Annotated in this window: 18 protein-coding genes; 9 read left to right on the top strand and 9 right to left on the bottom strand. The window is 70.8% G+C overall.

Annotation, left to right across the window (positions count from 1 at the left end):
- The first annotated feature begins 13 nt into the window (after window positions 1-13).
- From WT26_RS01735 to WT26_RS37015, 7 genes are all read left to right on the top strand, one after another.
- Window positions 14-1,183: an acyl-CoA dehydrogenase family protein gene (locus WT26_RS01735; protein WP_069269564.1), complete on the top strand. Its 1,170-nt coding sequence runs from the start codon at window positions 14-16 to the stop codon at window positions 1,181-1,183.
- Entirely contained in the window at window positions 1,180-1,926 is a 747-nt protein-coding gene (locus tag WT26_RS01730) for an SDR family NAD(P)-dependent oxidoreductase (RefSeq protein WP_069269563.1), read from the top strand. Before WT26_RS01735 ends, WT26_RS01730 begins: the two co-directional genes overlap by 4 nt.
- A gap of 49 nt (window positions 1,927-1,975) precedes the next feature.
- Complete coding sequence (locus tag WT26_RS01725) at window positions 1,976-2,413, top strand: acyl-CoA thioesterase (RefSeq protein ID WP_059715850.1); 438 nt, start codon at window positions 1,976-1,978, stop codon at window positions 2,411-2,413.
- On the top strand, window positions 2,410-2,874 hold the full coding sequence (locus WT26_RS01720) for a 3-hydroxyacyl-ACP dehydratase FabZ family protein (RefSeq protein ID WP_059715851.1): 465 nt from the start codon (window positions 2,410-2,412) through the stop codon (window positions 2,872-2,874). The genes WT26_RS01725 and WT26_RS01720 overlap by 4 nt, the downstream gene beginning before the upstream one ends.
- A 49-nt stretch (window positions 2,875-2,923) precedes the next feature.
- The gene (locus WT26_RS01715) at window positions 2,924-3,217 is read left to right on the top strand and encodes an acyl carrier protein (protein WP_042585878.1); all 294 of its coding nucleotides are present in this window, start codon (window positions 2,924-2,926) and stop codon (window positions 3,215-3,217) included.
- Window positions 3,214-3,948, top strand: a complete 735-nt coding sequence (locus WT26_RS01710) for a hypothetical protein (protein ID WP_230461525.1) — start codon at window positions 3,214-3,216, stop codon at window positions 3,946-3,948. The genes WT26_RS01715 and WT26_RS01710 overlap by 4 nt, the downstream gene beginning before the upstream one ends.
- 119 nt (window positions 3,949-4,067) lie before the next feature.
- On the top strand, window positions 4,068-4,775 hold the full coding sequence (locus WT26_RS37015; protein ID WP_155123030.1) for a hypothetical protein: 708 nt from the start codon (window positions 4,068-4,070) through the stop codon (window positions 4,773-4,775).
- 248 nt (window positions 4,776-5,023) lie between these two features.
- Here the strand turns inward: WT26_RS37015 and WT26_RS01705 are convergent, their stop codons facing one another.
- From WT26_RS01705 to WT26_RS01675, 8 genes are all read right to left on the bottom strand, one after another.
- Window positions 5,024-5,665, bottom strand: a complete 642-nt coding sequence (locus WT26_RS01705; protein ID WP_069269562.1) for a hypothetical protein — start codon at window positions 5,663-5,665, stop codon at window positions 5,024-5,026.
- Window positions 5,666-5,670: 5 nt separating this feature from the next.
- Window positions 5,671-5,835: a hypothetical protein gene (locus WT26_RS37925; protein ID WP_196222122.1), complete on the bottom strand. Its 165-nt coding sequence runs from the start codon at window positions 5,833-5,835 to the stop codon at window positions 5,671-5,673.
- On the bottom strand, window positions 5,832-7,109 hold the full coding sequence (locus WT26_RS01700; protein WP_420480920.1) for an MFS transporter: 1,278 nt from the start codon (window positions 7,107-7,109) through the stop codon (window positions 5,832-5,834). The genes WT26_RS37925 and WT26_RS01700 overlap by 4 nt, the downstream gene beginning before the upstream one ends.
- Before the next feature lie 107 nt (window positions 7,110-7,216).
- Window positions 7,217-7,660, bottom strand: a complete 444-nt coding sequence (locus WT26_RS01695) for a FixH family protein (RefSeq protein WP_069269561.1) — start codon at window positions 7,658-7,660, stop codon at window positions 7,217-7,219.
- Window positions 7,657-8,631 carry a branched-chain amino acid ABC transporter permease gene (locus WT26_RS01690; protein ID WP_069269560.1) on the bottom strand — a complete coding sequence of 325 codons (975 nt, stop codon included), beginning with the start codon at window positions 8,629-8,631 and terminating at the stop codon, window positions 7,657-7,659. Before WT26_RS01690 ends, WT26_RS01695 begins: the two co-directional genes overlap by 4 nt.
- Window positions 8,628-9,551 carry a branched-chain amino acid ABC transporter permease gene (locus WT26_RS01685; RefSeq protein WP_069269559.1) on the bottom strand — a complete coding sequence of 308 codons (924 nt, stop codon included), beginning with the start codon at window positions 9,549-9,551 and terminating at the stop codon, window positions 8,628-8,630. Before WT26_RS01685 ends, WT26_RS01690 begins: the two co-directional genes overlap by 4 nt.
- Window position 9,552: 1 nt before the next feature.
- Window positions 9,553-10,284, bottom strand: coding sequence for an ABC transporter ATP-binding protein (locus WT26_RS01680; RefSeq protein WP_069269558.1), 732 nt, complete (start codon window positions 10,282-10,284; stop codon window positions 9,553-9,555).
- Window positions 10,281-11,522, bottom strand: coding sequence for an ABC transporter substrate-binding protein (locus WT26_RS01675; protein WP_069269557.1), 1,242 nt, complete (start codon window positions 11,520-11,522; stop codon window positions 10,281-10,283). The genes WT26_RS01680 and WT26_RS01675 overlap by 4 nt, the downstream gene beginning before the upstream one ends.
- A 334-nt stretch (window positions 11,523-11,856) precedes the next feature.
- Between WT26_RS01675 and WT26_RS01670 the strand changes: the two genes are divergently transcribed.
- Window positions 11,857-12,873 carry an alpha/beta fold hydrolase gene (locus WT26_RS01670; protein WP_069269556.1) on the top strand — a complete coding sequence of 339 codons (1,017 nt, stop codon included), beginning with the start codon at window positions 11,857-11,859 and terminating at the stop codon, window positions 12,871-12,873.
- A 34-nt stretch (window positions 12,874-12,907) separates the two neighbouring features.
- Window positions 12,908-13,120 (top strand): hypothetical protein, encoded by a 213-nt coding sequence (locus WT26_RS01665; RefSeq protein WP_042585676.1) that lies wholly within the window; start codon window positions 12,908-12,910, stop codon window positions 13,118-13,120.
- 356 nt (window positions 13,121-13,476) lie between these two features.
- Here WT26_RS01665 and WT26_RS01660 read toward each other — a convergent pair whose 3' ends face one another.
- Window positions 13,477-13,791 carry an H-NS family nucleoid-associated regulatory protein gene (locus WT26_RS01660; protein ID WP_059804545.1) on the bottom strand — a complete coding sequence of 105 codons (315 nt, stop codon included), beginning with the start codon at window positions 13,789-13,791 and terminating at the stop codon, window positions 13,477-13,479.
- Between the last annotated feature and the right edge of the window lie 64 nt (window positions 13,792-13,855).

Raw genomic sequence — 13,855 nt, 5'->3', positions numbered from 1 at the left:
ATTCGGGAGCCGTATGAAGATCTTCGATGCCTCGATCCTGAACCTGCCGTTCTACGACGCCGCGCACCGCACGCTGGCCGCCGATCTCGAAGCGTGGGTCGACGCGCACGCGTACCTGCCGCGCGAATACGCGCATCTGAGCCCGTCCGAGCGGGGTCGCGTCTACACGCGCGTGCTCGGCGAGCACGGCTGGCTGCGCTACGCGGTCGATCCGGCGCCGGGCCGCACGCGGCCCGACGTGCGCAGCCTGTGCCTGATCCGCGAGGCGCTGTCGTATCTCGACGATCTCGTCGACTTCGCGTTCGCGATCCAGGGCCTCGCGGCCGCGCCGATCGCGTGGTTCGGCTCGGACGCGCAGCAGGCCGCGTGGCTCGGCGCGCTGTGCGACGGCACCGCGGTCGGCTCGCTCGCGCTGTCCGAGCCCGACGCCGGCTCGAACCTTGCCGCGCTCACGGCGGCCGCCGAGCGCACGCCGGACGGCTATGCGGTCAACGGCCGCAAGACCTGGGTGTCGAACGGCTCGATCGCGACGCACCACGCGGTGCTGCTGCGCACCGGCGACGGCCCCGGCGGGCTCGGCCTGAGCTTCCTGTCGGCACCGGCCGCGACGCCGGGGCTCGCGGCGAGCGAGATCGAGCTGGTCGCGCCGCGCGCGTTCGCGAGCCTGACGTTCGACCGCGTCGCGCTGCCCGCCGACGCGCTGATCGGCGCGTCCGGCGCGGGCTTCCGCTACGCGATGGAGATCCTGAACCTGTACCGCGTGACGGTCGGCGCGACCGCGCTCGGTTTCGCGCGCCGCGCGCTCGCCGCGTCGCTCGACTGGTCGCGCCAGCGCGCGGTCGCGGGCGGCAAGCTGATCCAGCAGCAGTTCACCGTCGACAAGCTGGCCGGGATGGCGACCTTCGCCGACGCCGCCGCGCTGCTCGTCGCGCGCGCGGCGTGGGAGTTCGACACGGGCGCGGCCGACGTCGCCGCGCACGCGAGCATGGCGAAGCTGTTCGCGACCGACGGCGTCGCGCAGGTCGTCGACGACACCGTGCAACTGTTCGGCGCGGCCGGCCTCGTCGCCGGCTCGACCCCCGAGCAGCTGTATCGGCAGGTGCGCGCGCTGCGCATCTACGAAGGCACGTCGGAGATCCAGAAGATCGTGATCGCGGGCAGCGTCTCGCGGCCGCGCAAATGAGCGCGGGGGCGGGCGACGGGCGCGCCGTGCTCGTCACCGGCGGCACGCGCGGCATCGGGCTCGCGATCGTGCGCCGGCTCGCGGCGGCCGGCTGGCGCGTGGCGGCGTCTTATCGCGGCGATGTAGCGGCCGGCGCGCGGCTCGCCGATGCGCTGGCGCGCGCGGGCGTCGAGCGTGCGGTGCTGCAGGCGGACGTGACCGAGCCGGACGCGGTGCGCCGGCTCGTCGCCGACGTCGTCGCGCGCTTCGGTCGCCTCGACGCGCTCGTCAACAACGCGGGCATCGTCGACGACGCGCCGTTCGTCACGCTGCCGCGCGAGCGCGGCGCAAACGTGCTGCGCACCAACCTGCTCGGCGCGATCCGCACGACCGGCGCGGCGCTGCCCCACCTGCTGAAGTCGGCGCGGCCGGCGGTCGTCAACGTCGCGTCGCTCGGCGGCATCGTCGGCAAGGAAGGGCAGGTCGCGTACGCGGCGAGCAAGGGCGGGCTGATCGGCTTCACGCAGTGGCTCGCGCGCCGCTACGCCGACGCCGGGCTCGCGGCGAACGCGGTCGCGCCGGGCTTCATCGACACCGACATGATCGCGTCGCTGACGCCCGCGATGACCGCGCACATCGTCGGCGGCAGCGCGGCGAAGCGGGTCGGTCGCGCGGACGAGGTCGCGCGGGCCGTGCAGTTCCTGCTCGAGCCCGGCTACGTGCACGGCACGACGCTGCGCGTCGACGGTGGCTTCAACCGGTGACCCGGACGACGGGTCTTCATCGGGTTCAACCTGACAACGGACACGCACCATGCGGACACACGAAGACGACACGACGCTCGACTACGAAGTGGGCTACGCGGACACCGACGCGGGCGGCATTGTCTATCACGCGCGCTACATCGAGATGGCGGAGCGCGCGCGCAACCGGCTGATGCGCGCGGCCGGCTATTCGTTCGCACGGCTCGCGGACGACGGCGCGCTGTTCATCGTGCGTCGCGTCGAGGCCGTGTATCACGCGAGCGCGTGGCTCGAGGACCGGCTGACGCTGCGCGCGCGGATCGCGAGCGTGTCGGTGTCGCGCTCGGTGTGGGTGACCGACGTCGCGCGCGACGGTGCGCCGATCGCGCAGGTCACGATCGAGATGGTCGCCGTCGATCGCGCGACGCGATGCGCGGTGCCGCATCCGCCCGCGCTGATCGACTGCCTCGCGCCGTACGCGGCGCAGCGCGCGGGCGCGCCGGCATGACGGCCGCGACCGAAGCGGGCTTCACGCTCGCCGCCGCCGACGTGCTGCGCTGCCTGCCGCACCGGCCGCCGTTCCTGTTCGTCGAGCGCGCGCAGGTCGCGGCGGACGGGCTCGCGATCGTCGGGCATCGGACCTTCGCGCCCGACGAGCCGTGGTTCGCCGGGCATTTTCCCGGCGATCCGCTGGTGCCGGGCGTCGTGCTGATCGAGTTCGTCGCGCAGACGGCCAACCTGCTCGTTGGCCATCTCGCGGGCGGCGAGGCGCGCTGCCATCTCGTCGGCGTGCGCAACGCGCGCTTCGCGCAGCCGGTGCGGCCCGCGCAGGCGATCGAGGCGCACGTGCGCGCGGGGCCTGACGGCGCGCTGCCGCGCGCGGGCGGCATCGCGACGTTCGACGCGACCGTGCTGCGCGGCGGCGTGCGCTGCATGAGCGCAAGCGTGACGATTTACCTGAAGCAGTAACGCAATCCGCCCGGCTTGCGCCGGGCCTTCAACCCGAATGGAGACGCACATGAGCCAGCCTTGGACGAAGAATCAGGTGATCGACGTGATCAGGACGGAGCTGCTGCCGGCGCTCGAATCGGCGGCGGGCGTGGCGCCGGAATCGATCGGCGTGGAGACCGCGCTGCTCGACAACGGGCTCGCGCTCGATTCGCTCGACGTGCTCGATCTGCAGGTGGCGCTCGAGCGCCGCTTCGGCGTGAAGCTGCCGGTGCTGAACCGGCAACTGATCGACGGGCCGCGCAACAGCGTCGGCGGCCTCGCGAGCCTCGTGCTCGACCATCTGCCGCAGGTCACGGCTTGAGCGCGCGGGTGCTGGTGATCGACGCGCACGGCCCGGTCGAGCGCGCGCTCTGCGCGAGCCTCGCCGAAGCCGGGCTGCGGGTCGTCGCGCATGTCGTGGATGAAGCGGACGACGGTGCGGCGGACTGGCCGGACGCGCCGGGCGTGCAGGTTGTGCGTGCGGCCGATCCGGCCGCCGCGCTCGACGGCTGGAACGACGCGTACGGCCCGTTCGACCGGATCGTGTTCGGCCAGCCGCGCGATGCGCGCGCGGGCACGGGTGCCCCGGAGGTCGATCCGTTCGACGCGCTCGCGGAAGGCGTCGAAACGCGGCTCGACGCGTTTCTCGCGACGCTGCAGGCGGCGTCGGCGCTCGCGCTGCGGCGCGGCGACGGCGCGCAGATCTGGGCGCTGACGCAGGACGACAGCGTCGGCTATTACCTGGACACCGCGCCCGGCGCGCTGCCGATCGACGTGCGCGCGCGGCACGCCGCGCTGAAGAGTCTCGGCAAGGAGATGCTGCGCTTCGGCGTGCGCGTGAACGTCGCGCACCTGCAGCCGGTGGCCGAGGCGGCGGCCCCGGACGCGTGGCACGCGGCGCGCGACGGCCTGAAGGCGTTCGCGCTGCGGTTCCGGCCGTCGCCCGCGGCGTGCGTCGCGGCCGCGCTCACCGCGTGGATCGCGCGCGACGACCTGCCGCTTGCGGGCATGGTGGTGCCGATCGGCATCGGTTTTGCGGAGAACAACGTGTGAAGGGCGGTGAAGATCCGATATTCAAATGCTGCTTTCGTGCATCGCGACAAATATATGGTTCATCGTCGCTATTTCCGGTTTCGTGATTAAATCATATAATAAATTCGTCAGGATCGTGTTTGATATCTGACAATTTTGCTAGTTTCCAGTCTCATCATGCGGTCGAAGTCTTCTTCATATGCAGTGAAAAATTCGACAAGGAGATTCTTATGAAATCGGTGCGTATGGGTGTGATTTTGTTTGCGTTCGGCGTTGGCGTAGCGGTCGAGCCGGTGATTGCCGCGGAATTATTTCAAACATCCGAAGTCGCCGCGAACAATATATCAAGCGATAGTGGGAAAAAGGGGAGCTTTAAACTGAATGCCGCGCAACAAGCCGAACTCGATCAGGCGCTTGGTTCCTATCCTCGGCAAAACTATCAGGGGCCTTATTTTGGAGCGACGCCTTACTGGAATCCAGGCACCGGGCCTTTTTGTCTCTACAATTGCCCGCCGCCGGTAGGCAGCGTATCGGCATCTCCTCAACAGGTCAGTGTTCCGCAAAATGGGACGGGCGCGACGACGCTGCGTTGGACATGGGATGAATCGCGCGCCAAACCGGTTGCCGAATATGCATGCTTGTGGGTGAGCGCCGGCGATGAACCCAATGCTCACATGGTGGATTGTGAACATCCTGGTAACCAATATACGGTCAATATTCCCTGGATCGCTGCTGGCACGTATACATTCTGGGTCGCTTTAGGTAACCCCAAGGGCGGGCCTTCTACTGTGCCAATTGCCAATCTGGTTCGATTTGCCCAGACAACCGTGGTAGGCATTTCTCAGTAGTCGCCGTAACGCTGCCGAACGCCGCGACACTAACTGCCCTCCATCAATTCCAATGCAAACCGGAATGGTATATTCCCGCGCAGTGTTGAGCGTGCCGTGCTCTTGGGGTGGTTAAGCAAAGGGACCCGGTTACGGCCGGGTCCCGATTCGGTGTGACCTTGCGTCGAATTCACGTACGGCAACTCGCGCAATTATCGATAATGATGCAGCATCGGTTGATGCTGACCGCGCTTCTCCGCCAAATACCACTACATCCGCCCCGGCTCGCCACGCATCAGCACGCGCCGCAGCAGCGCGCGCCATTGCGCGGCACGCGCCGGCGCGCACGGGCGTTCGAGCGTCGCGACCCGCAGCCGCGGCGGCACGCGCATGCCGTCCGGCGGCGGGCCGTCCATCCCGCACACCGTGAATCCGTGGCGGGCGAACGTCGCGTGGCGCGCGTCGAGATCGGGAAACACCGCGCAGCGCACGGCCGCGCAGCCGTCCAGTTCGGCCAGCGCGCCGATCCGCGCCAGCAGCGCGCCGAGCACGTCGGCGGCGTGCGCGCCGTCGCGCACGTACAGCCGGCGGATCTCGCGCGGGCTCACGGGCCCGCCGTCGGCCGCGATAGCCGTCACGGCCGCACAGCCGAGCGGCGTCCCGTCGACCCGCGCGACGTACACCGCGCCGTACGGCGGCGCATACGGCCCCGGCAGCGACGTCAGCTCCGCGCCGAGCCGCGGCATCGTCACGCCGTGCCGCAGCAGCGCCATTTCGTATTCGAGCAGCAGGTCCTGCACGATTTCCTCGTCGTCGGGAAACGTCGCGGCGCGTACGTCGACCGAACGCGCGCGCGCCGCGGCGTCGAGCCCGGCCGGAAACGAGGAGGAAAGCGCGGAGGCAGGCGTCATGGGCGTCACCCGCAGAGCGAGAAGCCGGTGAGCAGCGACAGGAGCGCGGACGGCGTCAGGTAGCCGGCGAAGCTCCACGCGACGAGCGCGAGCAGGCCGATCCACACGGCCCCGATGCGCGCGATGCGCATCGTGCGGGCCGCGCGGCCGGGGTGCAGTGCGGTACTCATGCGGGCTGGGCCGCCGCCGGCACGGCGAGCCGCGCGACGCGCCGGTCGTTGATCGGCAGGTGCAGCAGCCCGGCGATCACGCCGAGCGCGATCGAGCCGTACCACAGCAGGTCGTACGAGCGGGTCGTGTCGTACACGACGCCGCCGAGCCAGACACCGAAGAAGCTGCCGAGCTGGTGCCCGAAGAACACGAAGCCGAACAGCGTCGCGATGTAGCGCACGCCGAACACCTGCGAGATCACGCCGTTCGTCAGCGGCACGGTGCCGAGCCACGTGAGCCCCATCACGAACGAGAACACGTAAAGGCTCGCCTGCGTGAGCGGCAGGAGCACGAACAGCGCCATCGCAGCCGAGCGGACGAAGTAGATGCCCGCCAGCAGGTACTTGCGCCGCAGGAAGCCGCCCGCGTAGCCGCACAGGAACGTGCCGATGGTGTTGGCGAGCGCGATCGTCGCGAGCGCGATGCTCGCCTCGCGCGCGGTCATGCCCTTGTCGAGCAGGTACGCGGGAAGATGCGTCGCGATGAAGGCGAGCTGGAAGCCGCACGCGAGAAAGCCGAGATTGAGCAGCCAGAAGCCGCGGTGCGACAGCGCTTCCGTCATCGCCGCGCGGATCGTCTGGTCGTGGCCGCCCTCGGCGCCGTGCGTGACCGGGCGATCGCGCAGCCAGCCGGCGAGCGGCGCGGTCGCGAGCATCACGACCGCGAGCACGACGATCGCCGACACCCAGCCGAGCCCGCCGATCAGCTCCTGCGCGACGGGCACCATGCAGAACTGGCCGAGCCCGCCGATCGCGCCGGCGACGCCGAGCGCCCAGCCGCGCTTGTCCGCCGCGAAGAGCCGCGACAGCGCGCCGTACACCGCGCCGAACGCGGTGCCCGACAGCGCCACCCCGACCAGCACGCCGGTGCCGAGCGTGTAGACGCCCGTGGTCGCCGCGTAGGCCATCACGAGCAGGCCGAGCGCATACAGCACCGCCCCGACGAAGATGACCCGCGCGGACCCGAAACGATCGGCGACCATGCCCGTGAACGGCTGCGCGACGCCCCAGATCAGGTTCTGCAGCGCCAGCGCGAGCCCGAACGCTTCGCGCGACCAGCCGTGATCGAGCGACACCGGCGCGAGGAACAGGCCCTGCACGTGGCGGATGCCGAGCGCGGCGCCCATCACGATGCCGCCCGCGATCACGAGCAGCCAGCGGCGCTTCCACGCCTCTTCAGGTCCGATCACCGTCGTCTCCTTATTCTGTTGGACACTTTCATGCGTGCGTCGCACGCAGGCGACGACCGTTCGGCTATTAGAGCGCCGGCCGGACCGTTCCCTCAAGTGACTCTTCAGGCGGCTTCGCATGCACGGCGCGCATGCGAGACGGTGGGTCGGGGTCAGCCGGCGCTGCCGCCGCTGCCGCCGCTGCCGCCGTCAAAGCGCAGCTTGCGCACCACGCGGTCGCGCACCGGCGCGCTGAACGTCAGCTTGACGAGCCACACACCGTCCATTTCCAGCGCGAGCCGCGCGCGGTAGCGCCCCGGCTGGCCGTCGGGCATCGCATCGACTGGCGTGATGTTGTGCGCCATCGGCATCGACGGCATGTCGGCCGTCACCGTGAAACGCGCGCCGTCGACGGGCGCGTGCGTGCGCGGATCGGCAAGATCGATTGCGCAGTCGTAGGCCGACGCGGCGCCGGCCGGCTTGCACGCGATCCGCGCGTCGGGGGCCGCGGCGTGTGCGGCGGGGAGGGCGGCCGCCAGCACGACGATCGTCGCCAGCGCGCGCGCACGGCGCAGCGGCCACCGGGCGGCGGCGAGGTGGAAATGCGGAAGGGTCATGTTTGTTCCGGTTGGCGCCGCGCCGCGCGGCGGCGCAAGCGGCGCGGCAGCAGCAGCGGCGAGAGGGAAAAGACGCACATCACGCGCCGAATACGCATTGCATTCCACCCGCACAGCTTCGCGACGAGGGTTTCATCGATCAGCCCGCGCGGGCGCACGACGAGGATCACCGCGACGAGCCCGCCGAACACGATCATCCGGTAGCCGTGAAACAGCCGGCTGCCCTCGAGCAGGCCGAGATCGACGGCGACGCCCGCGAACGCCCCGAGCGGCGCGCCGAGCCCGCCGATCAGCGCGTACGACAGCCCGTGGATGCCGAGCATCACGTCGAAGTTGTCCGGCTCGACATAGGTGTTGCAGTGCGCGTACAGCGCGCCGCCGAGCGCCGCGATCCCGCCCGCGAGCGCCGCCGCGCCGAGCTTCGTGCGCCGCACGTCGATGCCGAGCGCGCCGGCGAGCGCCGGGTCCTCGCCGGTCATCCGCAGCGCGCGGCCGAAGCGCGTGCGTTCGAGCACGACGAGCCCGGCGAACACGAGCGCGAGCACGCTCCACACGACGAGCGCGACGTCGCTAGGCGTCATCCCGTGCTCGAACACGTAGCGGATGCCGGCGAAGCCTTCGGCGCCGTTCGGGCCGACCGGCTCGCCGTCCGCGCCGGGCCGCTGCACGCGCACGACCGCCAGCGCCTGGCGCACCGTTTCGGCGGCCGCGAGCGTCGCGAGCGAGAAGCCGAGCGCATGCAGCCGCAGCGTGAGCGCGCGCAGCACGAGCCCGGCGGCGACGCCGACCGCCGCCGCGAGCGCGAGCGCGGCCGCGAGCGGCCACGCGAGGAGCACCGTCGCCGCCGCGCCCGCATACGCGCCGAGCGCGAACGGCGCCTGCTGGCCGAACGACCAGTCGCCGCCGATCGCGAGCACGTACGCGGACAGCGCGAGAAACGCCAGCAGCCCGAAGTTCGCGAGCAGCGTCATGGGCCGGCCTCCGCGCGGCCGAGCAGCGCGGCGCGCGCGCGAGTGCAGGGCACGAGCGACGCGAGCCCGCCGGGCCGCACGCACAGCACCGCGAGCAGCAGCAGGTTCGACGCGAGATCGCGGTATTCGGCGCCGACGCGGGCCTGCAGCACCGTCTCGACCGCGCCGAGCGCGAGCCCGCCCGCGATCGCGCCCGGCATCGAGCCGAAGCCGCCGAGCACCGCGGCGGCGAGCCCCTTGAGCGTCGCCCACATCGCGAACATCGCGCTCACCTGGCCGTGGAGGCCGGCGATCAGGCAGCCGCCGAGCGCGCCGAGCGCCGCCGCGAGCGCGAACACCCGCGCCGACACGCGGCGCACGTCGACGCCCATGAACGCGGCGGCCTCGGCGTCGTCGACGACCGCGCGCACCGCGAGGCCGAACCGGGTCCGGTGGATCAGCAGCCAGCAGCCGAGCGTCGCGAGCGCGGCGCAGCCGAACGCGATCGCGTGGTCCGCGCGCAGCGGGCCGGCCTGCCACGCGGCCGGCAGCCGCGCGAACGGCGACGGGAACGGGTTCGCGTGCGCGGGCAGCAGCAGCACGCTCGCTTCCTCGACCTGCATCCACACGGCGAAGCTGGCGGCCATCGCGGTGACATGGGTGCCGACCTTCGCGCTGCCGCGATGCGGCGCGAAGCACAGGCGCTCGACGTACAGGTTCGCGACGAGCGTCGCCGCCACCGCGACGAGCGGCGCGGCGACCAGCGCGGCGACGGGCGGCAGCGGCGCCGTCAGCCGGATCGCGGCGTACAGCCCGAACATCACGGTTGCGCCGTACGCGAGGTTCACGCGCCGCAGCACGCCGAACACGAGCGTGAAGCCCGACGCGAGCAGCGCATACGACGCGCCGAGCGCGAGGGCGTCGAACGGCAGCGCGCTCATGTCAGGCCGCCGTGCAGCCGGGTTGCGGGGCCGGCGGGTCGCCGAGATGCGCGCCGAGATACGCGCGGCACACGGCCGGGTCGGCGAGCACGTGCGCGGGCGTGCCGGCCGCGAGCACGCGGCCGTGTTCGAGCACGACGATGCGCTCGGCGAGCTGCGCGACGAAGCCGACCCGGTGCTCGACCAGCACGATCGCGACGCCGCGCGCGCGCAGCGCGGCGAGCCGTTCGCGCAGCGTCGCCAGTTCGTCCGCGTCGAGCCCCGACGCCGGTTCGTCGACCAGCAGCACGCGCGGGCGCAGCGCCAGCGCGCGCGCCAGTTCGAGCCGGCGCCGCTCCGCGAAGGTCAGCGTCGCCGCGAGCGCATGCCGCCGGTGTGTGAGCGCCGCGTCGTGCAGCGCGGCGTCGGCGGCGTCACGCCCGGCCGCCGCGAGGTTGTCGCGCACCGACAGCCGCTCGAACACCCGCGGCTGCTGCGAGGTCCACGCGACGCCGAGCGCGACGCGCCGCCACGCGGGCACGCGCGTCACGTCGGCGCCCGCGAGGCGGATCGTGCCGGCCGTCGGGCGCAGCGTGCCCGCGACGAGGCCGAGCGTCGTGCTTTTGCCGGAGCCGTTCGGCCCGATCAGGCCGACCGTCTCGCCTTGCGCGACGTCGAGGTCCAGCCCGTCGACCGCGCACACGTCGCCGAAGCGGCACGTCACGCCGCGCAGCGCGACGAGCGGCTGCGTCACGGCTGGCGAGCCGTCGGCGCGGCGCCCGCGAGCTCGCTGCGCGGCGCGGGCCGCTCGATGACGGTCCACTCGTTGCGGCGCGCCTCGACCAGCACGAACGGCTTGATCGACTCGCGATCGGCCGTGCGCTTCACCGGGCCGAGCAGGCCGTCGGCCGTCTTCATCGCGGCGAGCCCCTCGCGGATCTTCTCGCGGTCGGCCTGCACGGTGTCGGGCTTCGCGAGCACGCCGCGCGTCTCGATCGCGGCGCGGATCATGTGGAGGATCTCCCACGCGGCCATGCTGTGCAGGTCCGCATAGCCGCCGTAGCGGGCGGTCTCGGTCGCGGCCTGCTGCGCGTCCGGGTTGATCGTCGCGAAGCTGGTCGGGATCACGAGCCCCTCGGCCGCCGGCCCGCACACCTTCAGCAGCTCGGGCGTCGAGCTGCTCGTGAGGCCGACCAGCACCTTCGGCCGCACGCCCTGGCGCTGCATCTCCTTGAGCACGCCGCATGCCGAGTACGGATGCGCGGAGATCGCGACGACGTCGGCATTGGCCGCCTTGATCGCGCGCACCTGCTCGGCGAAGTTCGTGTCGTCGAGCAGCCAGCGCGTCTCGCCGAGCACGTCGAAGCCGGCCGCCTGCGCGCGCGGCTTCATCACCTGGTACCAGGTCTGGTTCGAATGAACGAAGTTCTGCTCGACGCCGCCGTACACGGTGCGCGCGTCCGGGTGCGTGCGCCGGACCCACGCGAACACGTCGTCGTACATCGCATTCTCGTCGGGAATGTTGCGGAACGACCAGTCGGACATTTTCGCGAGACCGATCTTCATCGCGACGTCGGTGAAGACGGGCAGCTGCAGGCCGGAATCGGCCGCGTCGCCGGCTTTCTTCTGCAGCGAGCCGTACACCGCCTGCACGACCGGCGAACAGGTCGTGCCGACCGCCGCCAGCGTGTCGGTCTGCGCGAGGCGCCGTACGATGTCCACGCCTTCGGTCGGCTTGCAGTTGTCGTCGAGGTAGCGGATCTCGATGCGGCCGCGCGCGCCGTCGCCGAGCTTCACGCCGCCCGCGCGATTGATGTCGTCGGCGGCCGCGCGCAGCGCCGCCTCGCTGTTGACGCCGAACGGGCGCAGCACGCCCGACGTCGCGCCGAAGCCGGTGATCCGGATCACGCGCTCTTCGGCGCCGGCGCGGCCCGCGCCGGCGAGCGCCGCCAGCGCGAGCGCGGCGGCCAACCAGGGTTTGAGGTGTTTCATCGTGTCTGCCTCCTGAGGCGCGGCGGGCGGACGCTCGGCTCGGGCGTCGCGGACGCTGCGATGCGGTCGTTGGAACGCCGTCGATTTCACCGCGTCGCGCCGCGCGCGGACAACTACCAGCTTTGGTAGGTGGCGGCGCGGCGCCGGGTGCGCGAGGGTCTCGTCAGGGGCGGCCGACCGCGGCGAAGCCGCAGGCCAGGTCGAGCGAAGGTAGCCGGTCGAGCGTGGCTGCCATGCGTGTTCGTCATGCGAGAGATGCAAGAAGATTGATTGAGCGAAACAGCCCGGTCAAGTGAAATGGATGCCGTGACGTGGAGGGTTTCGAATGAGCGGAATGAATGACGGGGACACGCGCATCGCCGAGCCGGAATCGATCGCGCTGACGGCGGCCGACGGCTATCCGATCAAGGGCTTCGTCTGGCGCCATCGCACGGGCGAGGACGATGGCGAGCCGCGGCCCGTCGTGATCGTGAACGCGGCGACGTCGGTGCGCTGCCGCTACTACTTCCGGTTTGCCGCCTACCTGCACCGGCACGGCTACGACGCGATCGTGTACGACTATCGCGGGATCGGCGAATCGCGGCCCGCGCAGCTCGCGCGGCTCGACGCGACGTGGCTCGACTGGGGCGAGCGCGATTTCGAGGCGGTGCTGCGCTATGCGCTCGCCGAGTTTCCGGGCCAGCCGGTCGACGTGGTCGCGCACAGCATCGGCGGCTTCGTCGCCGGCCTCGCGCCGTCGAACCATCTGGTGCGCCGCATGTTCACGATGGGCGCGCAGTACGCGCACTGGCGCGACTACGCGCCGCGCAGCAAGCTCGCGATGCTGTGGAAGTGGCATGTCGTGATGCCGGTGCTGTCCGCGGTGTTCGGCTATTTTCCGGCCAAGCGGCTCGGCTGGATGGAGGACACGCCGAAGGGCGTCGCGCTGTCGTGGAGCCGCAGCCGGCCGGATTTCGAGGACACCTACCGGCGCGCGCCGATCGCGCGCGACGACGCGCAGCGCCGCGCGCTCGTCCGGCGCTTTGCCGGGATGCGCGCGCAGGTGCTCGCCGCGAGCGTCACCGACGACCCGTTCGGCACGATTGCCGCGATCGAACGGCTGCTGCGGTATTTCACGCGCAGCAGCGTCGTGCACCTGCGGATTCCGCCGGATGCGATCGGCGTCGACAGCATCGGCCATTTCGCGTTTTTCCACAGCCGCTTCGAATCGACGCTGTGGCCGATTCCGCTCGGCTGGCTGAAGACCGGGACGCTCGCGCCGGCGACGCCTGGCCGGATCGTGTCCGAGCGCGCCGCGCCGGGGCAGGCCGATGCGGAGCCGGCGGTCGAGCATCAGATCGTGCTGTTGTGAGCGGGTGGGTTGACCTGTCTAACGAGGTGCGGATATGTTGCTCAGTCCTCATGAAATCGCCGCGCTGATGGTGCTGGCCAGCACGCCATGCCAGCTGGACGGCGAGCTGGCCGAGGTTCGCGCGCTGCTCGGCCACGGCCTCGTGCGGCTCGACGCCGATGCGAGCGCGCAGGTGCGCGTGCTGCTGTCGGTTCAGGGGCGGGATGTCGTGTCGCGGCTGGCGTCGACGCCGGCTGTTCGGGGGTAGTGCTCCGTACGCGAACGGCGCGTCATCGTCGAAAGAGTCGTCAGCGCGAGCGCGCCAAAGCGGATTGCCGGTGATGCCTCCGGCCGATGATCGGACAAAAACCGGTTGCCGCTCCCAATCAGCTCAACCGAGCCCGGCCAAGAAAAAAGGCGATTGCCATCCAGCAATCGCCTGAATCCATCTGCTGGAACTCAAGGCCACCCAGCGAAGACGGGACGCGGCCATGCAGCCGCGCCTGAGGCACTCGGGGCCGGGCAGGTGCCCGAGCCGGAAAGCGGCGGACCATTTCGGCGATCATTCGCCTGAACTCCGTCGGAACCCTTGCGAGCGAGCGGTCATCTTGCGCTGCGTTCGCGCTACCGGGTGATCAGGAATGCGTCACGGCTGCGGCCCGCGATCCACAGCGGCGGCCTGCCTCGGCCACTCCACGTCGCGCCGGTTTCCGGATCGCGGTACTTCGGTGCGACCGAACCACGGCGTTTCCCGCGACCGCCGTTCGGCTTGGCCCGGCCAAAGATGTCCTCCGCGGAAATGCCGTACTGGCAGACGGTCTGCCGTATCGCCTTGATTGCATCCGCGGCTTCCTTTTTCCGTGCAATCTCGGCCGCCTCCGACACCGACTTCAATCTGGCCTGGAGTTCTCGATAGGTTTCAGAATACAGTTCGCTCATTTTTGCTCACCTATATAAATTTCCATTCCTGGTCATTGAATTCGACGAGATGTTCCGCTTGACG

The sequence above is a fragment of the Burkholderia cepacia genome, assembly GCF_001718835.1.
GTDB lineage: Bacteria > Pseudomonadota > Gammaproteobacteria > Burkholderiales > Burkholderiaceae > Burkholderia > Burkholderia cepacia_F.
This window is presented reverse-complemented; position numbering and strand designations above follow the sequence as displayed.

Coding starts and splice junctions, on each gene's coding strand:
- WT26_RS01705 (WP_069269562.1), bottom strand. CDS start 5,665: ATGACGCCTGCCTCCGCGCTTTCCTCCTCGTTTCCGGCCGGGCTCGAC.
- WT26_RS01715 (WP_042585878.1), top strand. CDS start 2,924: ATGAGCCAGCCTTGGACGAAGAATCAGGTGATCGACGTGATCAGGACG.
- WT26_RS01685 (WP_069269559.1), bottom strand. CDS start 9,551: ATGAGCGCGCTGCCGTTCGACGCCCTCGCGCTCGGCGCGTCGTATGCG.
- WT26_RS01695 (WP_069269561.1), bottom strand. CDS start 7,660: ATGACCCTTCCGCATTTCCACCTCGCCGCCGCCCGGTGGCCGCTGCGC.
- WT26_RS01690 (WP_069269560.1), bottom strand. CDS start 8,631: ATGACGCTGCTCGCGAACTTCGGGCTGCTGGCGTTTCTCGCGCTGTCC.
- WT26_RS01725 (WP_059715850.1), top strand. CDS start 1,976: ATGCGGACACACGAAGACGACACGACGCTCGACTACGAAGTGGGCTAC.
- WT26_RS01730 (WP_069269563.1), top strand. CDS start 1,180: ATGAGCGCGGGGGCGGGCGACGGGCGCGCCGTGCTCGTCACCGGCGGC.
- WT26_RS01735 (WP_069269564.1), top strand. CDS start 14: ATGAAGATCTTCGATGCCTCGATCCTGAACCTGCCGTTCTACGACGCC.
- WT26_RS37925 (WP_196222122.1), bottom strand. CDS start 5,835: ATGAGTACCGCACTGCACCCCGGCCGCGCGGCCCGCACGATGCGCATC.
- WT26_RS01660 (WP_059804545.1), bottom strand. CDS start 13,791: ATGAGCGAACTGTATTCTGAAACCTATCGAGAACTCCAGGCCAGATTG.
- WT26_RS01720 (WP_059715851.1), top strand. CDS start 2,410: ATGACGGCCGCGACCGAAGCGGGCTTCACGCTCGCCGCCGCCGACGTG.
- WT26_RS01665 (WP_042585676.1), top strand. CDS start 12,908: ATGTTGCTCAGTCCTCATGAAATCGCCGCGCTGATGGTGCTGGCCAGC.
- WT26_RS01675 (WP_069269557.1), bottom strand. CDS start 11,522: ATGAAACACCTCAAACCCTGGTTGGCCGCCGCGCTCGCGCTGGCGGCG.
- WT26_RS01670 (WP_069269556.1), top strand. CDS start 11,857: ATGAATGACGGGGACACGCGCATCGCCGAGCCGGAATCGATCGCGCTG.